This window comes from Cryptosporangium sp. NPDC051539 (genome assembly GCF_044454545.1).
GTDB lineage: Bacteria > Actinomycetota > Actinomycetes > Mycobacteriales > Cryptosporangiaceae > Cryptosporangium.
In genome coordinates this window covers 36,387-60,167 of record NZ_JBITDV010000020.1, presented here as the reverse complement: position 1 = coordinate 60,167, position 23,781 = coordinate 36,387, and the positions used below count along the sequence as shown (strand labels likewise).

Here is a 23,781-nt window from a genome sequence, read left to right as displayed (position 1 = left end):
CTCGAGGAGACTTCGTGTTCGTCCCGTTCAGCGTCAATGACTTTCTCGACCGCGCCGTTCAGGTCTACGGCGACCGGGTCGGCGTGGTCGACGAACCGGCCCAGCCGGCGCCGAGCCACGGATCACTGACCTACCGGCAGATCGGCGACCTCGCCCGTCGGCAGGCCACGCGGCTCGACGAGCTCGGCATCGGCCTAGGCGAGCGGGTGGCGGTCATCAGCCACAACAGCAGCCGGCTGCTCACCTCGTTCTTCGGCGTGTGCGGCTGGGGACGGGTGCTGGTACCGGTGAACTTCCGGCTCCGGCCCGACGAGGTGCGGTACATCGTCGAACACTCGGGGGCCCGGGTCCTCTACGTCGACCCGGAACTCGAGGAAGTGCTCCAGGACGTCGACTGCGAGACGAAGCTCGTCCTGGGTGCCGACGAAGACCTCTACGCCGGCCGAGGCGCAGAGCCCGCGCCGTGGGAGCACGACGAAACCGCGACCGCCACGATCAACTACACCTCCGGCACGACCGCACGGCCCAAGGGCGTGCAGATCACACACCGCAATTTGTGGACCAACGCGGTCACCTTCGGCCTCCACGCCGGGGTGAGCGACCGCGACGTCTACTTGCACACGCTGCCGATGTTCCACGCCAACGGCTGGGGGATGCCGTTCGCGATGACCGGCATCGGCGTGAAGCAGGTCGTGATCCGCAAGATCGACGGCGCGGAGATTCTGCGGCGGGTCCGCGACCACGGCGTCACCGTGATGTGCGCGGCGCCGGCCGTGGCCGCAGCCGTGCTGGAAGCGGCGCAGTCGTGGGAGGGCGAGATCCCAGGGCGCGACCGGGTACGGATCATCATGGCGGGCGCCCCACCACCGACGAAAACCGTAATGCGGGTCGAACAGGAACTGGGTTGGGAGTTCATCCAGATCTACGGGCTCACCGAGACCTCGCCTCTGCTGACCGTCAACCGAGCCCGCGCGGAGTGGGACGACCTGCCCGCCGAGGAGCGGGCGATTCAGTTGACCCGCGCCGGCGCACCGGCGCTCGGGGTACGTCTTGCGATCTCCGAGCCCGACGCCGACGGCGAGGGCGGCGGAGAGGTACTGGCCCGATCCAACGTCGTGCTCGAAAGCTACTGGGAACAGCCCGAGGAGACGGCGAAGGCTCTCGACCAGGGCTGGTTCCACACCGGGGACGGAGGCGTGATCGGTGAGGACGGCTACCTCACGATCAGCGACCGCAAGAAGGACGTCATCATCACCGGCGGCGAGAACGTGTCCTCGATCGAGGTGGAAGACGTGCTGTTCTCCCACCGGGCCGTCGCGGAGGTCGCAGTGATCGGAGTGCCGAGCGAGAAATGGGGCGAGACGATCAAGGCCCTGGTGGTGCTCACCGACGGCGCCTCCCCCAACGCGGAAACCGAGAGCGCGCTGATCGCGTGGTGCAAAGAGCGGCTGGCGGGCTATAAGGCGCCGACCTCGGTGGAGTTCCGCGGCGAGCTGGCGCGCACCGCTACCGGCAAGCTGCAGAAGTTCAAGCTACGAGCACCGTACTGGGAGGAGCACGAGCGCCAAGTCAACTGACGGGCTGCAAGCCAGTGGCGCCCACGACGTCGAAGGCGACAACGCGGTCGGCGGCGAGAACAGTCAGCGAGCTGTTGTTGGCGCTCATGTCAGGTCCTCGCCGAACGCTGGGAGGCGACAGCGAGAGCGGCGGCAACATCTTGGAAACCCGGCGGGCCTAGCCGCTTCAGGTCGTCGCTCAATCACTCACCTGCTCGATCACTTCACCGACGGATGCGGGTTCTGACTCTACGCAGCACATCCCGAGCACCAGTAGCCACTCCGTCCACGTGCCCGGGGACGCGTCGTTGGCTCCCGCGTTCCTCCGTCAGCCGCCAGCGTCCGCTCGCAACATCGCGATGATGTCCGGAAGCGCGGCCACTGCGGCACGATCGCATACATCGAGGAACGGCACGAGTGACAGGACCCCATTGCTGAACGCTTCGCAGCGCAGTTCTCGGCCCCCCACCTCGGCCGCAACGATCGGACCGCGCCATGGTGCGGTCCGATGCTTGGATCGGCGACGAACCCCGAGCGTCCACGATTAGTCGGACTCCGCAAGACGAAAACGAAAGAAAGATCGATCGTCCGAACGGACGAGCCGACGGCAGTTCAGAGCAGCCAAGCAATGCCATTGACCTGCCACGATCTACCCGTGGGGTTTGCTGTGTCCGAGACCGAGCCGAACCATGAGCACACCGCCGTCAGCGTTAAAGGCTGAGCTGGCCCTGCTGTGACGGCATTCAATGGCGGCAGCTCTGCTGTAGATCTCAGAGCCCCGCCTCGCCCTCGGCCTTACCTAGCTCCCCCGAGTAAAGGGGGCGTTGAACCTCGCCTTCCAAGCTTCCGCCTCCCCGACTCTGCCTGCACTTTTACAAAATCGGGCTCCTCAGAAAATGTTTCCTCGGAATCGTCGTCGACGCCGAGCTCAAGCCGCCATCCTCCCCCACCGGACAATGAATTGACGGCGATGCCGGCCTCCGTTCGCCCTCGGGCCGACCGACCAGCAACGATCGCGCCGGCTGCCGACATAGCGCAGCGCTTGTGCCTAGCCGGCCTCCTCCTGCACCCGCAGGACCACCACCCGCTCGGGACATGCACCGGGGATCCGGAGTCCGGTGACGGCCAGGGCCCGACCGCTCAGGACAATGCCCGTGCCGTCGTGGTACCACGACGGCGGCGCGAGGCGGGCGTCCGGTGTGCCGACGACGACGGGAGCGATGCGGTACCGCTTGTCCTGGTCGAGGCCGGGCAGCGTGAACCGTCCCCGGGGCGACGCGTCATGGCGGCTCAGGTAGCCCAGGAATACCAGCGCCTCCGATCGGTCCGCGCTCACGACGCCGTAGATGGACAGTGTGGCGTCGCTGTCGTCCGAGCGGATCACGTCACCGGAGTGCAGCAGCTCCCGGTGTGCTTTGTGGAACGCAACCCATTCGACGAGGTCACGGATTTCGCTCGCCGAGGCCTTGGCGAGGTCCCACTCGATCCCGAAGTGGCCGTGGACGGCGGTGCCGGCCCGGAACGACAGCTCGTGCCGCCGCCCGGTCGTCTCGTTGACCGGCGAGCCCACGTGCGCTCCGACCAGTTCGGGCGGGAGCAACTGCATGGTCCACAGGTTGATGCCCTGCCGCTCCAGAGGGTCGACGCAGTCGCTGGCCCACACCCGGTCCGTCCGCTCAAGGACGCCGAGGTCCACGCGCCCACCGCCCGAGGAGCAGGACTCGATCTCGAGCCCCGGGAAGCGTCGCTTCAGCTCGTCCATGAGGCGGTATGCCGCGAGCGTCTGCCGGTGCACCCCCGCGGCGCCGGTCGGCATGCTGCCCGCGTCGACGAGGTCACGGTTGTGGTCCCACTTGATGCAGGCGACGTCGTAGTCCGACAGGACCCGGGTCATCTGCTCCAGGACGTGGGTGTAGGCCTGCGGGTGCGCGAGGTCGAGGACCTGTTGGTGCCGGCCGCGGAGCGGGAGTCGTCCGCCGGTCTGCATGACCCACTCGGGATGCGCACGGACCACGTCGCTGTCCTCGTTGACCATCTCGGGCTCGAACCACAGCCCGAACTCCATCCCGAGCCGGGTGACCCGGTCGACGAGCGGCGAAAGGCCGTCCGGCCACACCGTCTCGTCGACGACCCAGTCGCCGAGGCCCCTTCGGTCGTCCCGGCGTCCGCGGAACCAGCCGTCGTCGAGGACGAAGCGTTCGATGCCGAGTGCGGCCGCGCGGTCGGCGAGGTCGACGAGCCGGTCGACGTCGTGGTCGAAGTACACCGCCTCCCAGACGTTGAGCGTGACCGGCCGGGGCCGCGCGGGATGGGTGTCCCGGCCCCGCAGGAAGCGATGGAAGCGGTACGCCTGGTCGTCGAGCCCGTCGCCGTATGCCGCGTAGAGCCAAGGCCCGCTGTAGTCCTCGTCGCGCCCGAGCCGGACCTCGCCCGGGAGCAGGAGCTCGCCACCTCCGATGACCTGCGCGTCGGTGGAGAGGCGCTCCGCGAAGTGGCGGTGGTTGCCGCTGAAGGCCACGTGCACACCCCAGACCTCGCCGCGGGAGAAGCCGAAGCCCGGGACGCCGGCACTGAGGATCGTCGCTGCATCGTGGCCGGTGCGTCCCTTGCGGCCCTCGCGCTCGTGGATCCCGGTGACGAGCGCGCGGCGCTGGGGGATGCGTTCCTTGCTCCAGCGACCCGCGAAGTCGAGGATCTCTCGCGCTCGGGAGGGAATCGGCATGGCCAGGCTGAGGTCGCTGACCGTGTAGGCGGTGTCGCCACGGTTCGTCAGGCGGGCACGGGCCCGCAGCAGGCCGCTCGCCAGGAGTTCGATCTCGAGGTCGAGGTCGAGCATGGCCACCTCGTCACGGGCGTGGAACACGAGGGCGCAGGGCCCTCCGTCCACCAGGCCGCCGTCGACCGTCGCTCCGGGCCCGACGTCCAGGCCTGTCACCTGGAACCGCGGTGACCAGTCCGCGCCGTCGCGGTGTCCGGCGACGCCGGGTCTGCCCTGCCAGCCGGCGTGGTGCTCGGGGAGGATGGCCAGGCGGACCGGCTCGTCCACGACGTTTCCCTCGCGGGGCTCCACGTCGGCGGTGCTGAGTGCGCGCAGGTCCTCCTTCGACTGGGCACCCAGTGCGGCACCCCAGTGCACCACGGCCGGCAGCCGGCCCTGCGTCGAGTCGAGGATCACGCTCACCCCGGACGCGGTGAGGTGCACGAGCACGTCCGGCGCGGGCAGTGGCAGGTCGGTCACGACAGCGCCGTCAGCAGCAGGTCGAGGGTGCGCGTCTCGGGACGCAGGAGCGCGTCCGGCCACGCGTCCGGTCCACAGGCCCGTGATCCCAGGCCGCTCTGAGCCGCGTCCAGGTAGAGGTGGCTGTGCTTCGGCGCGGGCAGCTCGTGCTGGTGCGTCGCCTTCCCCACCTCCTCCGCTACGTGCCGCGCTAGGGTGAACCCCGGTCGCCGGCCCTGATGGTCCGCGGCGGCCTCGAGCCGCAGCCAGCCCCCGCCGGCCGTACCGAGGTCCAGGCTGCGCAGGTCGCTGCGGTGACCGCTCTCCTGGGGCCACGCGTAGGGGAACGTCAACTCGGCGATGTCGGCCTGGTAGCGGCCGACGAGCACGCCACGACGGGAGTCGGGATACGACTCCCCGGGACCCGTGCCGAACCACGCCGTCCGGTCCACGTCGACGGGCAGGTCGAGGCGGACACCCAGCCGGGGCCACACGAGGTTCCAGCGGGAGGAGGGGATCAGCCGCAGACCGAGCCGGGCGCCATCACCGTCGACCTGCCAGAGCTCCTCCACGGTGACCGACAGGCGCGAGTCGGCGGCGGCCCAGCGGCTGCTGCGCCGGAGGCTGTCGGCGGTCCGGTGCAGGCTCACCAGGCGTCCGTTCAGCCGGTCGAGTCCAGCGTCGCGCCACTGGGAGGCGTACGACGGCCCCGGCGTGCCCAGACCCAGGTTCGCCATCGGGTCGGTCACGTCGTAGCTGCCCATGTGCGAGCCGGCGTCGTTGTCGGTCGGGGCGCGCCAGAGAGCGAGCAGCGGACCACGGACCGGCAGGCCGGCCAGGGCCACGAGGTGGCCGTCCGCGAAGTCCGCCGGGCCGATCGAGTAGTCGCCTGTGGTCGGGAGCGCGGTCCCGTTCGTCGGCGGCCTCCTCGTGGAGGTGGTGGCAGCGGGGCCGGTGGGAGCGGTCGAGGCCTGGGCAGAGGCCAGGACGTGGCCGGCCGAGGCCCAGGCCGTCTCGTCACGCAGTGCCGCGCACACGGTGAACCACTCCTCACCCGTTCCGGCCCGCACTCCCTCGCCGGGCAGGGTCAGCTCGGCCACGGCGGTGCCGCCCGCCGGTACAGGTCCACCGTCGTCCCCCACGACCTCGAGCACCCCCTCGTGGACGACCTGGCCGTCGTGCTCGAGGCGCCAGGGGAAGACGAGGTCGTCCGTCGGCGCGGAGTGCCGGGCGTTGGTGACGGTCACGACGACGCTGCGCCCGTCCGTACGGACGTCGAAGTGGATCGGGGCCACCACCGCGGCGAACTCGACGAGGCCCGGTGTGGGTGTCCCGTCGGACAGCACCATGCCATCCATGCAGAAGTGGCCGTCGTGGACGCCGGTCTCCCCGAAGTCACCGCCGTAGCCGAAGTACTCCGCCCCGTCCGCAGTGCGGGTACGTATGCCGTGGTCGCGCCACTCCCAGACGAAACCTCCGTGTAGCCGGGGGTAGCGGCGCACGAGGTCCTCGTAGAGGTCGATGCCCCCGGGGCCGTTGCCCATGGCGTGGACGTACTCGCAGAGGAGGAACGGCTTCGTGCGCTGTCGGGCCGACTCGGCCACGGAAGCCTTCTCGAGCGCGCCCGTCGAGTCGCTGCCGATGCTCGCGACCTCGGCGATCGAGGCGTACATGCGCGAGTAGACGTCGGTGTACTCGCCGGCGCGGTCGCCCTCGTAGTGGACGGGACGCTCCGGGTCGCGCGCGTGGACCCACGTGGCCATGGCGGCGAGGTTGGCCCCGGTGCCCGACTCGTTGCCGAGCGACCACATGACGACGCTCGGGTGGTTCTTGTCCCGCTCGACGGTCCTCTCGATGCGGTCAAGGAAGGCGTCCCGCCACCGTGGGTCCTCGCTCGGGTTGCCCATCCACTCGTCGATGCCCGGCGCCAGGCCGCTGCCCCCGTGGTGGAAGGAGTGCGTCTCGACGTCGCACTCGAGCATGACCCAGAAGCCGAGCTCGTCGGCGAGGTCGAGCACCCGCGGGTGGGGCGGGTAGTGCGCGGTGCGGATCGCGTTGACGTTGTGGCGCTTCATCAGCTCGAGGTCGCGGCGCACGAAGTCCTCGTCGAAGACGCGGCCCAGGTCGGGATGGGTGTCGTGCCGGTTCATCCCGTGCAGCACGACCCGGCGCCCGTTGACGAGGAAGCGGTCGCCGGCGATCTCCACGGTCCGGAACCCCAGCCTGATCGAGACCGTCTCCGCACCGCCCGCGGAGACGACCGTCGCGTCGTACAACCGGGGCCGCTCCGCGGTCCAGGGCCGCACGACGCCGACGTCCACGGGCGCGGTGTCCTCCGGGGTCGCCCACTCGACGTCCACCCCGAGCTCGGGGACCCGCAGTCGTACCGGGTAGGCGGTGTCCGCGGCCGTCAGCTCGGCGGTGACGAGTCCGTGCCCGCTGGTGTAGTCGTAGCCCGCCCGGAGCCAGACGTCCTCGATGCCACCGCCGGGCCGGGCCTGGAGGGTGACGTCACGGAAGATGCCGGGGAGCCACCACTGGTCCTGGTCCTCGACGTACGTCGAGGCCGACCACTGGTGCACCCGCACCGCCACGGTGTTGACGCCGGCCGTCACGACGTCGGTGACATCGAACTCCTGGGCGAGCCGCGAGCCGGTGCCGACCCCCACCTCGGTCCCGTTGACCCACACCCGGTAGCGCGACTCGACACCGTCGAAGCGCAGGACGACGGCCTCGTAGACGTCACGGTCCTTCCACGCGGCCGGGACGACGACGGTACGTCGGTGGTCGCCGGTGGGGTTCTCGTCCGGAGCGAACGGCGGGTCCTGTGGGATGGGCAGCTGCACGTTGGTGTACTGCGGCGAGCCGTAGCGCCCCTCCCCGTGCAGCACCCAGTGGCTCGGGACCGGCAGGCTGTCCCAGCCGGAGTCGTCGTAGCCGGGTTCGGCGAACGCGTCCGGCGCCTCACCCTCCGGCAGTACTCCGGGTGCGCCGAGTGTGCCCGGTACGCCGGCCAGGAGGCGGAACCGCCAGTCTCCGTGGAGGGACATGTGGGGCGCGTCCGTGTGCAGCCAGGACCGTGCCTGCCGTCGTCGGCCACCCCCGGGGCCCACGTCGTACAGGTAAGGAGCTGTTTCCTGGGTCAAAGCCGGTCCTCTCATGCCGCGGCGCGAGGCGCGCGAAAGCGCAGGGTCAGCAGCTCGAACGGTCGCAGGCTCACCTCGACCCGGCAGGGCTCGACCCGCTGGACCGCACCGGCACCGGTGGGACACTCGAGCAGGTCGGTGGCCTCGACGGCGTCCCAGTTCACCGAAGTGGTCACGGTAGCCTCGCAACGGTCGCCGTGGGCCTCGTACAGCCGCAGGACGAGGTCGCCGCTTCCGTCCTCGGCCAGTTTGACCGCCTCGACGACGGCGGCGGGGTTCGAGACGACGACGAGCGGAGCCACGGGCGCGCCGTGCAGGGCTCGCGGGGGAAGCTGCTGCCGGTAGCCGTCCGCGACGGCCTCGGGAATGCCACCGGGACGCAGGCTGACGGTGAAGCTGTGCCTTCCCTGGTCGGCCGAGGGGTCGGGGTAACGGGGCGCCCGCAAGAGCGAGAGCCGCGCCATCACCATCGGGCGCCCCGACGGTGCCGCGACGGTCCGCAGGTCGTGGCCGTACACCACGTCGTTCGCGATCGCCACGCCCCAGCTCGGTTCGCCGACGTGGATCCAGCGATGGGCAACGGTCTCGAAGCGCGCGGCGTCCCACGACGTGTTGCGGTGGATCGGCCGGTGCAGGTGTCCGAACTGAATCTCCGACGCGGCACGGTCCGCGCGCACGTCGAGGGGGAAGGCCAGCTTGAGCAGCTTCTGCGACTCCTGCCAGTCGATGTCGAAGGCCAGGTCGAGGTGGCCGTCGACAACGCTGATGCGCACGTCGACCGTGGACTTGCCGATGTTGTGCCGGACGACGACCGCGTCGTTGTCACCGTGCACCCGGGTCGGCTCGAGGAGTTCCTGACCGGACCGCTGGTCCTCCTCGTTGATGTCCCAGGCGTCCCACTCGCGGGGGGTGTCGCGCAGTAGCTGCAGCACTCCGCCCGCGGTCCCCTCCGGGAGGAGCTCACGGTCCGCCACGCGGTCGCGGACCGAGACCAGGACGCCCCTGTCGTCGACGACCACTCGCAGCCGGTCGTCCTCGACGACCCAGACCCCGTCCTCGACTCGTGGCGTTGCCGGTACGGGCGCGGACGCCGGACCGATCCCCATGGCCGGAACGCCGTGCTGCGCCAGGGGGCCGGCGTTCGCGGCCAGCGGCACGTCGCCGTCACCGGTCAGGGCGGCCAGCGCGGTCTCAATGAGTCCCTCGAGCAACGACTCGACCCGCGCGTACCCGGCTTCGGCGTCCTGGTGTACCCAGGCGATCGCGGTGCCGGGCAGGATGTCGTGGAACTGCTGGAGCAGGACGGTGCGCCAGGCGTCCTCCAGCTGTGCCGTGGGATAGGTGGCGCCCTTCAGGATGGCCGCCGTGGCGGCCCACAGCTCGGCCTGGCGGAGCAGTGCCTCGCTGTGGCGGTTGCCGCGCTTGGTCTTTTGCTGCGAGACGAGCGCGCCTCGATGTAGCTCGAGGTACATCTCGCCGACCCAGACGGGCGGATCCGGCAGCTCCGCCTCGGCGGCCCGGAAGAAGGACGTGGGGTCGGTCAGGCGGATGCGGGGTGAGCCGTCGAGGTCGGCCTTGCGTGCCGCCATCGCCAGCATCTCCCGCGTCGGGCCACCTCCGCCGTCGCCCCAGCCGAACAGGCCGAGCACCTCGTGGGCCACGCCCTTCTCGCTGAAGTTCCGCTCGGCGCGGGCCAGGTCGGGGCCGTCGAGGTCGGAGTTGTAGGTCTCGGCCGGAGGCAGGTGGGTGAAGATGCGCGACCCGTCGATGCCCTCCCAGAGGAAGGTGGAGTACGGAATGGCGTTCGTCTCGTTCCACGACGGCTTCTGGGTGACGAAGTACCGTGCGCCGGCCGCGGTGGCGATCTGGGGCAGCGACGCGCTGTAGCCGAAGGAGTCCGGCAGCCACACCTCGTCCGACACGACCCCGAACTCCTCGAGGAAGAACCGCTTGCCGAGTACGAACTGGCGGGCCAGCGCCTCGCCCCCCGGCATGTTGGTGTCGGACTCGACCCACATTCCCCCCACCGGGCGGATGCGGCCCGCGGCGACGGCGTCTCGAACCCTCGCGTAGAGCCCGGGCTGGCCGTCCTTCAGCCAGGCGTACTGCTGAGCCGAGGAGGCGGCAAAGACGAACTCGGGGTCGCGCTCGATGAGATCGAGCACGTTGGCGAACGTACGCGCCACCTTGCGCTCGGTCTCGCGGGTGGGCCACAGCCAGGCACAGTCGATGTGGGCGTGTCCCACGGCGGAGACGCGAAGGGCGCTCGCCGGTGCCTTCGTCGAGAGGACCGGCGCGAGGACCTCGCGCCCCAGCGCCGCCGTCCCCGGCACGTCGTCGGGGTCCATGACGTCGACCATCCGCTCGAGGGCGCTGACGATGGCCGCCCGGCGGATGCCCTCGGGCGGCAGCACGCCCACGAGCCCGTCGAGTGCGTACACGTCCTGCAGGAGCTCCCACACGACGAGGTCGCGTCGCGCGACCTCGAGGCGGCGCAGGGTGTAGCGCGGCTCGTCGCCGGAGGTTCGCGGGTCACCGAGCAGGGTCGGCTCGTACTCGTAGGGGACCTGGACCACCGGGTTGGCCGCCGCCTCGATCAGGAGGCGGAAGGGGCCGCTCTGCGGCAGCGGTACCCAGGCATTGAGCGGCTCGATCGCCTTCACGATCGAGCCGTCCGGTCGGTAGGCCGTGGCCTCGGCCTGGAACCCGGGTTGATCGGCCGTGAAGCCCAGATCGACGACGAGCTCGGTCTCCTCCGGCGCCCAGGCGCTGGGCGCAACGCCCCGCACGTCGAACCACACGGTGTCCCACGGCCGGCCCCACGGCATCCCCATCCGCACGGGCTCGAAGCGCTGGCCGCTGGCCTCGTCGAAGGGGACGGGCTCACCGCCGACGACCCAGGCGCTCACCTCGACCGGCCGGGCCTCGGAATAGACCGCCGGTGCGAGGCGGAACCGGGTGAAACGGCGAACCCGCTGCATGGCCAGAGCGGCGCTGTCCAGACGTACGCGTCCGTGGGGGTTCTGGTCGACGGTCACGAACTGGTCATCCCTTCAACGCTCCGCCGAGGCTGGAGCGCAACAAGTGCTTACGGACGAAGAGGTAGAGGATCGCGGGCGGCGCTACGTAGACGATCGAGCTGGCGGCGAGCAGGCCCCAGTCGACCTGGTTGTGCTCGCTGAAGGCGCGGAAGAGCCCGATGGACAGGGGGTAGAGGTCCTGCCTCTGGAGCATCACCAACGGGGTGAGGAAGTCGCCCCAGACACCCATGAACGTCAGCATGGCCGCGGCGCCCAGGCCGGGTCCGACGAGCGGGAGGACGACACGGCGAATCGCCTGGATGCGGGTGCTGCCGTCGAGCCAGGCCGCTTCCTCGAGCTCGATCGGTACGGCCGAGACCGTCCCCTTGAGCAGCCAGAGGGTGACGGGCAGCTGCAGTGCCGCCTCGACGAGGATCAGGCCGGACAGGGTGTCGGTGAGCTGGAGCTTCACCATGATGAGGTACAGCGGCACGATGGTGGCGGGCGACGGTACGACCCGCACCAACAAGATGCCGAACATGAACAGCCGTCGTCCACGGAAGTCGAACCGGGCCAGGGCGTAGCCCCCGGCCAGCCCGAGGACGAGGTTGACCGCCGTCGCGCCGACGCCGATGACGAGGCTGTTGACGAGCAACCGAGGAGTGCCCGACTTGGTGAAGAAGTGGACGAAGTTGTCGAGGGAGAGGGAAGGGGCCTGGACGTTGGGGCCGGCGTGTGCGTCGATGGCGCTGAGCACGAGCCAGGCGAAGGGTGCGACGCAGAAGACGACGAGCAGGACGATCAGCATCGTGCCCAGCGCACGCTTGGCGATATCGATGCCCGCGAGAGGCCGTTTCGACCTCGGCGCGGCGAGGTCCGCCGTGCGTGACGGCTCCTGACGGCTCGTGACGGCGGTCATCTCACACCTCGACCTTCGCGAGGCGGACGTAGGTCAGGCCGAGGACGAGCACCAGCGCGAGCAGGATCATGGAGGCGGCGCTGCCGATGCCGATCTGCGTGAACTGCAGGGCGCGCTGGTAGATGTAGATCGCGGTGATCGTCGTACGACCACCCGGACCGCCCTGGGTGAGGAAGTAGACCAGCCCGAAGGCGCCGATGGTGCTGATCGTGGTGAGGAGTAGGTAGAGGAAGACCGGTCCGCGGATGAGCGGCAGCGTGATGAACCGGAAGACCTGCACGGCCGTGGCGCCGTCCATGCGCGCCGCCTCGATGAGCTCGCCGGGGACGTCCTCCAGCGCGGCCTGGAACATGATCATGGCGAAGGCGATGCCGCGCCAGATGTTGACGACGACGACGGACGCCAGGGGCACGACCTGCAGCCAGTCGGTGGGGTCGGCACCGAACAGCCCGGTCAGCCGGTTGAGGGTGCCGGCGGAGTTGTTCGACAGCACGCTCGCCCAGGCCAGGGACGCGACCACCTCGGGAACTACCATCGGCAGCAGAATCGCAGCGCCGATGAGTCCCTTCCCCCGCACCCAGGGCCGGGTCAGCAGGACGGCGGCCGTCATCCCGAGCACGGTCTGGCCGATGATCGCCGAATAGAGGACGAACTCGCCCGTCCGGCCGAGCGATGCCAGGAAGTCGGCGTTCGACAGCAGGTAGGTGAAGTTGTCGAGACCGACGAAGTGCGGGTCGCGCGCGGCGAACCCCGTCAGCTGGGTGTTGGTGAGGCTGAGGTACACGCCGTACACGGCCGGCGCCAGGATGAAGACGACGATGAGCAGGGCCGCCGGTCCGAGCAGCAGAAGCACCAAGGGCCAGGTTCGACGGGAGCGCCGCTTCGCCGGCGCCTGCCCGGTGGGGCCGGCCGCCGGCGAAGCGGTTACGGCAGTAGTAGTCATGGGCGGGCGCTCACTCCTTGACGAGGTCAGGCCCGAGGATGTCCTTCGCATTCTTGACGAATGCTTCGTAGGCCTGCGCTCCGTCGGCCTTGCCGTTGATGATGAGCTCGGTCGCTGCGGCAACGGCCTGGGCCACCTGGTCGGCGCCGTCACCGGTCGGCACGTACACGCTGCTCGAGAGGTCTTTGCCCGCCTGCAGGAGCTTCGGCTCGTCGGCGTACGGCTTGACGCTGTTGAGGTCGTCGCGCGGCGACGCGGCACCGGAGGTCACCAGCTGGTCCGCGAGGGGTTCGCCGGTGGACAGATACTCGGCGAGGAGCATTGCGGCGGCCTTGTGCGGGGACGCGGCCGGCATGCCGTAGCCGAACCCGAGGCCGCTCCACCCGAAGGGCGAGTCACCGCTGCGCAGGCCGGGGTACTGCCAGGTGTCGACCTTCTCGTTGAGGTCCTTGATGGGCGCCTTGCCCTCCGGGCCCCAGTCGAACTTCCACCCCGAGGTGCCCTGTGCCGAGACCTGGATCGTGCCTGCGGGGAACTTGACGTACTTCGTCGGCTCCCAGGGGTTGGGGTTCTCGAGATCCTGCACGGGGAGCAGGCCCTTGGAGTACAAGTCGTAGTACAGGTTGAACACCGCGGCGAAGCCGGGGCTCCGAAGGTCCCACTTGCCGGTCTGGAGGCTGTAGTAGTTCTTGTCGGTGCCGCCGAGGATGGGCTGGAAGCCCTCGGTCCAGGTGCTACCGCCCCACGCCGTCCCGGCCGGGATGACGATGGGCGTACCGCCGGTCTTCTGCTTGATCTGCTCGAGGCGCGAGATGAGATCGTCCCAGGTGGTCGGCTGGGTGGTGTTGATGCCGAACTGGGTGAGCTGGTCCTTGCGGTAGAAGAGGTTCTGCACGCCGGTGTCGTGCACCAGGGCGTAGATCTTGCCGTCCTGGCGGACCATGGCCTTCTTGATCTGCGGGTAGTAGTGCTTCCATCCGTCCCAGTTCTTGAGGTAGTCGTCGATCGGGGCGAGATAGCCGGCGCCGGCCCACCCGGGGACGAGGCTGTCACCGATGTCGATGAGGTCGGGGGCCTGCTTGGCGATGAGCTGCTGGGTGACCTTCGTCTTGAACTGGTCGTCGGTGAGGACGTCGGCGACGAGCTTGACCTTGATGTCCTTGCCCTGCGCCTTCATCGCGGCCTCGAAGCCGGGGATGAGCTTTTTCACCCCGTCGATGCGCGTCTGCTGGAACTCCATGATGGAGACCGTCACCGGTCCGTCACTGCCATCCTGGCCGCCGTCCGTGCTCCCGCCGGAGCAGGCTGCCAGCACGCTCGCCATGGCGGTCCCGGCGGCGACGATGGCTAACACACGTGTCCGCTTCATTGCGATCTTCTCCTGCTCACGGTTCGTGGGCCGTATTTTTCCAACCGATGGGAAAAATCAGTTGGGACAGTAATCCGTTGTTAACAGGACGGTCAAGAACTTCCTGGTCACCGCTTGCGGATTGCTCGCTCCGGGGCCGGTCGCCTTTTGGCCCAAACGATGGAACTATGAGTCAACACGGATGTACGCCCTGGAATCGACGGACGCACGAGGGAGGGCCGAGGTGCTGCGAGGGAGTAACCTGCTCCGCCTGGCGGACTACAACCAAGCAGTCGTCCTGGACCTCATTCGCCGCGACCCGGGACGAAGCCGAACCGACGTGCAACGCACCTCCGGGCTGTCCTCGCAGACCATCTCGAACATCACTCGCCGCCTCATCGAGGACGGGATGGTGCAGGAGAGCCCGCCTCTCGACGCGGCGCGGGGGCGACCGAGCATTCCCTTGAGAGTCAAGGCCGACGGAGCGTTCGCCGTGGGCGTGCACCTTGACCCGGCGCGCCTCACGCTGCTGCTGCTCGACCTCGCCGGCGAGGTCCGCGAGCGGTTGCAGCTGCGCGTGCCCCACGATGTCAACCCTCGCGAGGTGATCTCGCTCATCGCCCTGAGCACGGGTCGGCTCATCAGCGCCGCCGGGGCGGACCGGCACCGCGTGCTGGGTTTAGGCATCGCGGTGCCGGGGCCCCTCGACATCGTCAGCGGTGTCATGCTCGACCCGCCGCAGCTCCCCCGGTGGCACGACGTGAAACTGCGGGCGGACCTCCACGACTTCACGGGCATGCCGGTCCTACTGGACAAGGACGTCACGGCGTCGGCCACGGCCGAGCTGCGCACCTCGGCCGGCTCGGACTTCCTGTTTCTCTACCTCGGGTCCGGTGTCGGAGCCTCCGTGGTCACGGCCGGCCAGGTGCTGCGCGGCGTGAGCAACAACATCGGCGAGGTCGGCGACATCCTCGTCGACCCCTCCGCGGAAGACCTCGGTTGGGGCGGGCGACGGGGCGGACTGGCCGCTGCCTGCGTCCCCGAGGCGCTGGTCATCCAGGCCGCGCAGGCCGGACTCATGCGGCTGCCGGACCTGACCGACTACTCGGCCATCGACGATGCCTGCACCCGGCTCTCGGAGCTGGCGGCCTCCGGTGACCCCAATGCCTCCGACCTCCTGCGGCGGGCAGCCCACCGCGTCGCCGTCGGGATCGGGGTGCTCGTCAACTTCCTCGACGTCTCGCGCGTCGTCATCGGCGGCCCGATCTGGGACCGCCTCAGCACGGCTTTCCTCCCCGTTCTCGAGCCTGCGGTCCGGAACGAGCTCATCATGCCGCGGGAGCCGTTCTCGGTTGTGGGTTCCATGGTGAGCGAGCAGGTCGCGGCACTCGGCGCGGCGGAACTCGTGATGGACCACTTCCTGGCACCCCGGGCCAGCGTCCTCGTCATGGACTGAGGACCGCCCCGTTGCCGTGCAGCAGGACCGGTTCGGTGTCCATGTTCCATCGGTGAGACGTCGAGCTCGCACTGCTCGACCAGGTAGCGGAAGAACTGCCGGAGTCCCTTTGTGCTTCTTCAGAGCGGTCGCTACAGAGCAGGTCTCGATCATCCGCAGAAGGCCGGCCCAATCACCGTCCGGCACGTCCGGACACAGCTTGTCGAGATCCAGCAGAGTCTTGCCGCAACCAACCGTAGCCGCCGGTGAAGCCCTTCGCGGTGACCTCGCGGTGGAGCCGGGTGGCATGCAGACAGCCCTGACCGGTGCGCTCGCGCAGATAGGGGATGACCGCCTCGTCCAGCCCGTTGGCCGCATGGGTCGCTGACCGGAAGGGCACCACTGACCCGCTCGAGACCGTCGACGCCCCCACTCTGCGGTTCGCGTTCTACGCCCGGATGTCCACCACCGAATTCCAGGACGCGCATCCTCCCGAGGCTGGCAACGAGAAGCCGCCAACGAGCTGATCGGCGGACACGGCCGCACCGTCGCGGAGTACATCGACGGAGGACACACCCGTCGCCGCCCATGGTGCCGCCGCCCGCGAGCCGCCGCACTGCTCGACGCGGCAACCGCGCCAGACCGGCCGTTCGACGCGATCGTCGGCGGCGAATACGAACGTGCCTTCGCCGGCCGCCGACTCGACGCCCTCATACCCGTGCTCGACGTTCACGCGGTCGCCTTATGGCTGCCCGCGCTGGACGGCCCGATCCACCCTGCCGACCCTGCGAGCAGCCCACCTGACGACTCGATGCGGCGTGGGGCGGGCCGTCTTAGAGGTTTCGCGACGCACCCGTGCCAGTCTCGAAGACGATCGGCTGAAGGGAGGAGCCGCAAGTGACCTCGCCCAGAAAGGCGAGTACCCCCACCCGCGGAAGAACTGCCGTGGGGGTTGACGTGTCCGAACCGAGCCGAACCATCAGCACACTGCGGCTCACGATTTACCGGCGCAATCACGTTGAGTTGACTGGGACCTGTGGGCCCGGCGCCTGAACGCGACGCCGGGCCCTACTCATCCAGCCTGGTAGTAGCGCACGTAGTCGATCGACGCGGTAAACGGGAACTGGCTCTGCACGGGGTTCTGCCCGGGATACGTGCCGCCCAGCGCCAGGTTGAAAATGATGTGGAACGGCTTACGGAACTCCTCCAAGGTTGCCGGCGTCGTGTCGATCACGTGCGTTTGCGCACCGTCGACGTACCAGCGGATCTGCGCGGCCGTCCACTCGATCGCATAGACGTGGAAGGCCGTAGCATTGTTGACGGCGGGGTTGGCGACGTAGTTGGCGTTCTGACCCGCCGTCCACGGGAACACTCCGGTGCGCAGATCCCAGAAGATGTTGTTCGTCACGGTCGTGTTCGCGTTCGCGTGTTCCATGATGTCGACCTCGCCGCAGCTGGCCCAGTTGCTGGGAATGCGGTCGTAGTAGGTCTGCGCCGGGTTGTACGCGCCCGTGGACGTCTCGTCGCACGCGTCACCGAGCATCCAGAAGGCCGGCCACGAGCCCGCGGCGGCCGGGAGCGCCATCCGCGCCTCGATGCGGCCGTACTGGAAGGACCTCTTCGTGTCCGTCGTCATGCGGCACGACGTCTGGTAGAAGTTGCGGCCGTTGACCGTGATCGGCGTCGTGAGCCAGTTGGCGCGCATCACGAGGTTGCCACCGGACTGCGTGCAATTCTCGGGCCGGTACCAGTCCCACTCGCCATTGCCCCAGCCGTCGAAGGCATTGAGGCCGGGGTTGAGTCCATTGCCGACGTTGTAGTTCCAGTTGGCGCTGCTGGGCGAGCCGGACGCGTTGAACTCGTCGGCCCACACGAGGTTCCACGCTGCGGCGTGTGCGGGCTGCTGCTGGACGACCGCGCTGCCGACGAGGGCAGTGAGGGCCGCGGTGAAAAGGATCATGACGCGCCAGCGGCCGCGTGACAGTGCGCGATCCACGAAACCTGCATTGATTGCCACGGAGAACGTCCTCTCGTGCAGAACGGTTCGAACCACTGCGAAAGTCCACATGCGAGGCAAATCGATAACGAGTATTACGTAAATATTGCCAATTGTCGATGCGATCGCGACAGCACTCGCAGACCGGACAAGAAATTACCTTCGGTGACCGCCGGGACCCCACTGACCGAAGGGCGGGGCCACCCGCCGTGTTCGACACCGGCTCGGCTACCGCGTCCCGTCGGATACGAGACGACCCGTGCCGCGGGGAACGTCGCGCCGCTGACCCCCGCCCGGCGCTGCCGCCAGCCGTTCCCGACCGCGGAGTATCGCGCTGCTCGGGTGCCGCTGGGTCGTCACCTACTGGCGGACGAGTCCGACGACGCGGCAGCTCGGGCCGTCGTTCGGGATCGCATTCGGCCGTGCTCCGGGTGCTGGACACCCTCGGGCCGTTGCCCGCGCTCGGCCCGATGCATCACCGTCGCCTATGTCCGGTCATAGTGGACAGTGGGCTAAGTTCGCGCGGTGGCGAGAGTGCAGCGCGGTGAGAACCTTCCCGGTGGTCAGGTCGAGGGCGGCATAGAGGCTGGAGGTTCCGGCGCGCGGACGTAGTCGTGGCTGGCCCGCGCCGGGGTCCCGGGCATCATCGGCAGGACCGGCGCGGTCCGGTCGAGGGCCTGGATCTGGGTCTTCTCGTCCACACACAACACGACCGCCCGTTCGGGTGGGTCCAGATACGGGCCGACGACGTTACGGACCTTGTCGATGAACTGCGGATCCTTCGACAGTTTCCAGGTGTCCTGGCGGTGTGGTTGCAGGCCGAAGGCCCGCCAGATCCGCGACACCGCGGTCTGGTTGAGACCGACCTCGCCGGCCAGCGACCGGGTCGACCAGTGCGTGTCAGCCGTCGGCGCGTTCTCCAGCGTCCGGGTGATCACGTCCTCGACCTGCGCGTCAGTGATCGTGCGGGGCCGGCCCGGGCGAGGCTCGTCCAGCAGCCCTTCCAGCCGGTCGGCCACGAACCGGTTCCGCCACTTGGTGACCGTTCCGCGGTCCACCGACAACCGCCCGGCCAGCACCGTGTTCGACGCGTCGGGATCATCCGCGCACGCCAGCACGATCCGCGCCCGCAGCGCCAGCGCCTGCGCACTCGAGGGACGACGCACCCACGCCGTCAGCCGCTCGCGCTCGTCCTCGGTCTACACCACCGGTAACGCCGAAGGCCCAGGCATCCACCAACCCTAACAACCGCTGGTGAACTAACGACTCAGGACACTAGGGCCGGAGCCGCGGTTCGATCAGGCCCTGCCGGAGTGCTGATCGTCGCGCCGCCGCAGGTAGCCGGACCGCCACGCGGCCACACCGGCCACCGCCGCGACGACCGGCCACAGCACCGCGCCACCCACGACGGCCCCCGCGGCGGAGAGCGCCACCCGCCCGCGGCCGCCGGGCCGGGCCTCGTCACTGCGTTCGAGGAGCATTGCCCTCACCTCATCGTGTCGCTGGTCTTCCCGGCCTCCAGCACACTCCGTGAACCGCCGGCCGGGCAAAGGCGAAGGTCCCCGCGTCCGCGTCCGGCGTCAGTCCGCGCGGTCCAGGATCGGGAGGACGACGCACTGCTCGGTCCGGACGACGTGCCGCAGCGCGAACCGGAACGGCCGGGGCAGGCCCGCTGTCCCTTCCGCGGCCGGCACCACCCGGGGGCGCCGAGCACCAGGTGTTCTCCCCCCAGCCGCAGCCGGCCGCCTCCGGCCGCGGTGAGATTGCGGAACCAGTCCGACCGCGGACCGAAGTTCAGACCGATGACCACGTCGCCGCCGACCCGGAAGGCGCGGACCGGGGTGTGGTGCAGCGTTCCCGACCGGCGTCCCCGATGTTCCAGGTCGGCGAAGGCAGCATGGCCGGCCAGGTGCAGCATCAGCCGGTTCACCGGCCCGCGCAGACCCCGGGTCAGCGTTCGTGGGAACGACATCGCTGCTCCTTCGTCGTCCGGCCGGCCACCGCCGCACGAAGCCGCCCCGGCGGACGCGGAGGGGACTTCCGGTCCACCGGGGCAGCGGCTCCGGGGTCAGCTGAGACGGCGGCCGGTGACCCGCTCGGCGCTGATCCGCAGGACGTGATCGCGCCGGTCGTCCGTCCAGGACTCCAGCGGTAGCGCCACGATCCGCGCCCGAGCCGCGACCCGGCGGCGACCCGGATCACCACGCTCTCCCCGTCGACCCGGAAATTCACCGGCAGGACGTCCGGCAGCGCCCGGTAGGTGAACACCACCTGCCCCACCGGGACGCTGCTCAGCAGGGCGAGACACTCGTCCCGGCCCAACGGTGCGAGCACCCGCCGAGGGATCTCGGTGCAGAGATCAGCCATTGCTCCACCTTCCGTGATCTCCGCGCGGCGTCACAGGGCCGAAGGTCCCGCGCTCGATCCGTTTCAGAACCGGGTGAACACCAGGCGGGCCGGCACGTCGCCCGCCAGCACCTCGTCGAACGCGGTGTTGACCTCGTCCAGCGCCCGGCTCTGGGTGATCACCCGGGTGCGTCCCAGCGCGTGCAGCGCGAAAACCTCGGTCAGGTCCTGGCGGGTGCCGACGATCGAGCCGAGGACGTGCTTGCCGTGCAGCACGGTGTCGAAGATCGGCAGGTCGATCGTCCCGTCCTTGGGCAGGCCGACTAGGACGAGCCGCCCGCCGGGCCGCAGCGAGGCCAGAGCGGCCTTCGCGGCCGCGGAACTGGCCGCCAGCACGATCGCCACGTCGGCGCCGCCCAGCTGCTGCACCGCCTCCACCGGGTCGGTGGTGGCCGCGTTGACCGTGTAGGTGGCCCCGAGGTCCTTGGCCAGCTGCAGCTTGTCGTCCCGCACGTCGACCGCGACGACCGTGCCGCCGACGATGGACGCGTACTGCACGGCCAGGTGACCGAGCCCACCGACGCCGACGACGCTGACCAGCTCGGTCGGCCGGATGCCGGCGACCTTGACCGCCTTGTACGTGGTGACGCCGGCGCAGGTCAGCGGAGCGGCGTCGATCGGGTCCACGCCCTCGGGCACCGGCACCGCGAAGTCCGCGTCGGCGACCGCGTACTCGGCGTAGCCGCCGTCGATCGAGTAGCCGGTGTTCTGCTGCTCGGCGCAGAGCGTCTCGCGCCCATCGACGCAGTAGCGGCAGTGCCCGCAGGCGTGACCGAGCCAGGGCAGCGCGACCCGGGCGCCGACCGCCGGTGAGCTCACGCCCGGGCCGACCGCGTCGACCAGGCCGACGCCCTCGTGACCGGGGACGAACGGCGCGGTCGGGGTGACCGGCCAGTCTCCACGGGCGGCATGGATGTCGGTGTGGCAGAGTCCGGACGCTTCGATCCGGACCCGGATCTGGCCGGGTCCCGGTTCGGGTAAGGGCAGGTCCCGGATCTCCAGCGGGGCTCCGAGAGCGGGAACGACGGCAGCGCGCATGGCGGCTTCCTCCTTGGGTGGGGTGGTGCTGGGAGTTCAGCCCAGCGCTCGGGCGAAGTCGTCCGCGACGGCGTCGTGCCGGGGCGGGCGGCCCGCGGGATCGGGCCGGTGGCAGCGAACCGCGATGTCGACCGCGGCCAGCCCCTGTTCGTCCACCAGCAACGGGTTGAGGTCGAGCTCGGCGATCGCGGGCGCGATCGTGGCCAGGCGGGCCAGCCGGTCGAGGACGCCGGCGACCGCGGCGCGGTCCAGCGGCGGGCTGCCCCGGTGTCCGCGGAGCAGCGGCGCGCAGCGCAGCTCGTCGAGCATGGCGGCGGCGCTCCCGGCGTCGAGCGGGCAGGTGCGTAACGCCTTGTCGGCGAGCACCGCCTCGTGAACACCGCCCGCTCCGACGAGCACGACCGGGACACCACCGGACGGGGCGACCAGACCGGCGGTCAACTCCAGCCGGCCGGTGGCCATCTCCTGGACGAGGAACGCGTCCGAACCGGTGGCGCGGTGGATCGTGGCCGCGGCTTCGGCGACCGCCGACGGCGTGCGGAGCCCGGTGGCGACCGCGTGCCGCTCGGTCTTGTGCACGAGCCCGGGGGCGGCCGACTTCAGCGCGACCGGACCGCCGAACGCGGCCGCCGTCCTGACCGCCCGGTCCGCGCCGTCGACCAGCGCGCTGCGCACGGTCGGGATGCCGACCAGGTCGAGCAGCGCGAGTGCGGCGTCCGGCGCGAGCCAGCCGTCGGCCGACCGCTCGGCGGTCGCCAGCAACACCGCGACCGCAGCCTCGTCGAAGCCGGGCACCTCGGCCGGCAGATGCGGCTGGGACCGCCAGCGCCCCAGGTCGCCGGCCCGGGCCAGCGCTCGCGCCGCCGACTCGCCGAACGGGTACCAGGGCACGGGGGCGGCGGCCGGCGGGGCCGCTCCGAGCATGACACCGGCCACCGGGGTGCCCGGCCGCTCGGTCGCCGCCCGGCGCACCGCGTCGACCACGGCGTCCACCGGCTGGGCCCGGGTCACCGCGTGCAGCACGACGACGGCGTCGACCTCGCCGGAGCCCAGCAGCACCGCGAGCGCCGACCGGTAGGCGGCCGGCGAGGCCTCCGCGCCGAGATCGATCGGGTTCGTGACGGCCGCCGCGCCCGGAACGGCCGCGGCGAGCTCCGCGACCGTCGCCGCGCTCAGCTCGGGAACCTCGGCACCGGCCGCGGCGGCGGCGTCCGCGGTGAGCGCGCCGGGACCACCAGCGTTCCCGATCACCCCGATCCGGCGCCCGGCCGGGACCGGCTGGACGGCCAGCAGCGCGGTGACGTCGAGCAGTTCCTCGGTCGTGTCGACCGCGATCACGCCGGCGTCGCGGAACAGCGCGGTCGTGGTCGCGTCCGGGGTGGCGGCCGCCGCGGTGTGCGACGCCCCGGCCCGGGCCCCCGCGGCCGAGCGGCCGCTACGCAGCGCGACGATCGGCTTCTGGGCGGCCACCTTCGCGGCGATCCGGCGGAAGCGGCGCGGGTTGCCGATCGACTCCAGGTAGAGCGCGATGACGGGGGTGCGGTCCGCGCCGGCCCAGTAGAGCAGCAGGTCGTTGCCGCTGACGTCGGCCTTGTTGCCGAGCGAGACGAATTCGGAGACGCCGATACCGCGGCGGGCCGCGGCGTCGAGCACCGCGATACCCAGCGCGCCGGACTGCGACGCGAGGCCGATCCCGTCCGGGACGTCGGCGGCCGGGGCGGGCAGGACCGCGAACGTGGCGTTGAGCCGCACCGCCGGATCGGCGTTGACCACACCGAGGCAGTTGGGCCCGACCAGGCGCATCCCGTACCGGTGGGCGATCGCGACGAGTTCCTGCTCGGTGTCCCGCCCACCGGCCTCAGCGAACCCGGACGAGAGCACGACGACGGCTCGCACCCCGGCGCGGCCGCAGTCCGCGATGGACGCGGCGACCGCGGCGGCCGGTACCGCGATCACCGCGAGGTCGATCGGACCGGGCACGTCGGTGACCGCGGCAAAGGCCGGTGCGCCGGCGATCGACGAGCCCGGCGACGCGTGCCGGTTCACCGCGGCCACGGCCCCGGTGAAACCGCTCGCGAGCAGGTTGGACAGCACCGAGTGGCCGACCCCGCCGGAGTGCCGCCCGGCCCCGACGACAACCACCGAACGAGGCGCGAGGACCGGCGCGATCGAGGCCGCGTCGGCGCGCCGCTCGCGTTCCGCGACCGCGTAGGCCAGCACCGCGGTCCCGGTCAGGTCGACGCTGACGGTCACCGTCGACGCCTCCGGCCGCGCCGCCGACATCGTGAAACCCGCATTGACGAACACGGTCATCATGGCCCGGTTCTCGGCCAGGACGTCCGCGGTGAAGCGGGTGAGCCCGGCGTGCCGGGCGGCCGCGGCGAGGTGTTCGAGCAGCAGCGTGCCGACGCCGGTGTGGTGGTGGCGATCGGCGACCATCAGCGCGACCTCGGCTTCGGGCGGCGCGTCGGCCGGACGTCCGTGCGGGATCGGGGGTTCCGCCGACGCGACGCCGAGGATTTCCTCGCCGCGCACCGCGACGAGCGCGAGGTGCCCGTCGTCCGGGTGGGCCAGGTGGTCGGCGTAGGCGCGGGCCGTGACGTCGCCGGTGCTGAAGAACCGCATCCGGCGGCTGGTGCCGGAGGCGTCCACGTGCAGGTGACGCAGCCCGTCGGCGTCGGCCGGACGAACCGGGCGGACGAGCACGACGGTGCCGTCGGCCAGCAGTGCCTCGGTCACGGCGGGGTCCTCTCTGCG

General features: G+C 70.4%; 15 protein-coding genes and 1 pseudogene. 2 read left to right on the top strand and 14 right to left on the bottom strand.

From position 1 onward, the window contains the following. Positions 1–14: 14 nt before the first annotated feature. Positions 15–1,577 (top strand): AMP-binding protein, encoded by a 1,563-nt coding sequence (locus ACIBZJ_RS40855; RefSeq protein ID WP_395939014.1) that lies wholly within the window; start codon positions 15–17, stop codon positions 1,575–1,577. A 1,027-nt stretch (positions 1,578–2,604) separates the two neighbouring features. Here ACIBZJ_RS40855 and ACIBZJ_RS40850 read toward each other — a convergent pair. From ACIBZJ_RS40850 to ACIBZJ_RS40825, 6 genes are all read right to left on the bottom strand, one after another. After that, entirely contained in the window at positions 2,605–4,794 is a 2,190-nt protein-coding gene (locus ACIBZJ_RS40850) for an alpha-galactosidase (RefSeq protein WP_395939013.1), read from the bottom strand. Further along, complete coding sequence (locus ACIBZJ_RS40845) at positions 4,791–7,934, bottom strand: glycoside hydrolase family 2 TIM barrel-domain containing protein (RefSeq protein ID WP_395939012.1); 3,144 nt, start codon at positions 7,932–7,934, stop codon at positions 4,791–4,793. The genes ACIBZJ_RS40850 and ACIBZJ_RS40845 overlap by 4 nt, the downstream gene beginning before the upstream one ends. Beyond that, positions 7,931–10,900, bottom strand: coding sequence for an alpha-mannosidase (locus ACIBZJ_RS40840; RefSeq protein WP_395939067.1), 2,970 nt, complete (start codon positions 10,898–10,900; stop codon positions 7,931–7,933). Before ACIBZJ_RS40840 ends, ACIBZJ_RS40845 begins: the two co-directional genes overlap by 4 nt. A gap of 64 nt (positions 10,901–10,964) precedes the next feature. Beyond that, positions 10,965–11,858 (bottom strand): carbohydrate ABC transporter permease, encoded by an 894-nt coding sequence (locus ACIBZJ_RS40835; protein ID WP_395939011.1) that lies wholly within the window; start codon positions 11,856–11,858, stop codon positions 10,965–10,967. Position 11,859: 1 nt separating this feature from the next. Then, entirely contained in the window at positions 11,860–12,711 is an 852-nt protein-coding gene (locus ACIBZJ_RS40830; RefSeq protein ID WP_395939010.1) for a carbohydrate ABC transporter permease, read from the bottom strand. Between the two features lie 100 nt (positions 12,712–12,811). Next, positions 12,812–14,170 carry an ABC transporter substrate-binding protein gene (locus tag ACIBZJ_RS40825; RefSeq protein WP_395939009.1) on the bottom strand — a complete coding sequence of 453 codons (1,359 nt, stop codon included), beginning with the start codon at positions 14,168–14,170 and terminating at the stop codon, positions 12,812–12,814. Positions 14,171–14,291: 121 nt separating this feature from the next. Here ACIBZJ_RS40825 and ACIBZJ_RS40820 point away from each other — a divergent pair, with 121 nt between their 5' ends. Further along, on the top strand, positions 14,292–15,605 hold the full coding sequence (locus tag ACIBZJ_RS40820) for an ROK family transcriptional regulator (protein ID WP_395939008.1): 1,314 nt from the start codon (positions 14,292–14,294) through the stop codon (positions 15,603–15,605). A gap of 427 nt (positions 15,606–16,032) precedes the next feature. Here the strand turns inward: ACIBZJ_RS40820 and ACIBZJ_RS40815 are convergent, their stop codons facing one another. From ACIBZJ_RS40815 to ACIBZJ_RS40780, 8 genes and pseudogenes are all read right to left on the bottom strand, one after another. Then, on the bottom strand, positions 16,033–16,317 hold the full coding sequence (locus ACIBZJ_RS40815; protein WP_395939006.1) for a hypothetical protein: 285 nt from the start codon (positions 16,315–16,317) through the stop codon (positions 16,033–16,035). 339 nt (positions 16,318–16,656) lie between these two features. After that, complete coding sequence (locus ACIBZJ_RS40810) at positions 16,657–17,685, bottom strand: family 16 glycosylhydrolase (RefSeq protein WP_395939066.1); 1,029 nt, start codon at positions 17,683–17,685, stop codon at positions 16,657–16,659. 414 nt (positions 17,686–18,099) lie between these two features. Continuing rightward, positions 18,100–18,758: pseudogene (locus tag ACIBZJ_RS40805) on the bottom strand (IS630 family transposase); the annotation flags it as partial. Between the two features lie 120 nt (positions 18,759–18,878). Then, complete coding sequence (locus tag ACIBZJ_RS40800) at positions 18,879–19,061, bottom strand: hypothetical protein (protein ID WP_395939005.1); 183 nt, start codon at positions 19,059–19,061, stop codon at positions 18,879–18,881. Positions 19,062–19,066: 5 nt separating this feature from the next. Then, positions 19,067–19,552, bottom strand: a complete 486-nt coding sequence (locus ACIBZJ_RS40795; RefSeq protein WP_395939004.1) for a nitroreductase family deazaflavin-dependent oxidoreductase — start codon at positions 19,550–19,552, stop codon at positions 19,067–19,069. Then, a complete protein-coding gene (locus ACIBZJ_RS40790; RefSeq protein WP_395939003.1) occupies positions 19,531–19,947 on the bottom strand; it encodes a pyridoxamine 5'-phosphate oxidase family protein in 417 nt (138 codons plus the stop codon). The genes ACIBZJ_RS40795 and ACIBZJ_RS40790 overlap by 22 nt, the downstream gene beginning before the upstream one ends. A 63-nt stretch (positions 19,948–20,010) precedes the next feature. After that, positions 20,011–21,024, bottom strand: a complete 1,014-nt coding sequence (locus ACIBZJ_RS40785; RefSeq protein WP_395939002.1) for a zinc-dependent alcohol dehydrogenase — start codon at positions 21,022–21,024, stop codon at positions 20,011–20,013. Between the two features lie 36 nt (positions 21,025–21,060). Then, positions 21,061–23,763: a GNAT family N-acetyltransferase gene (locus ACIBZJ_RS40780; RefSeq protein WP_395939001.1), complete on the bottom strand. Its 2,703-nt coding sequence runs from the start codon at positions 23,761–23,763 to the stop codon at positions 21,061–21,063. Positions 23,764–23,781: the final 18 nt, after the last annotated feature.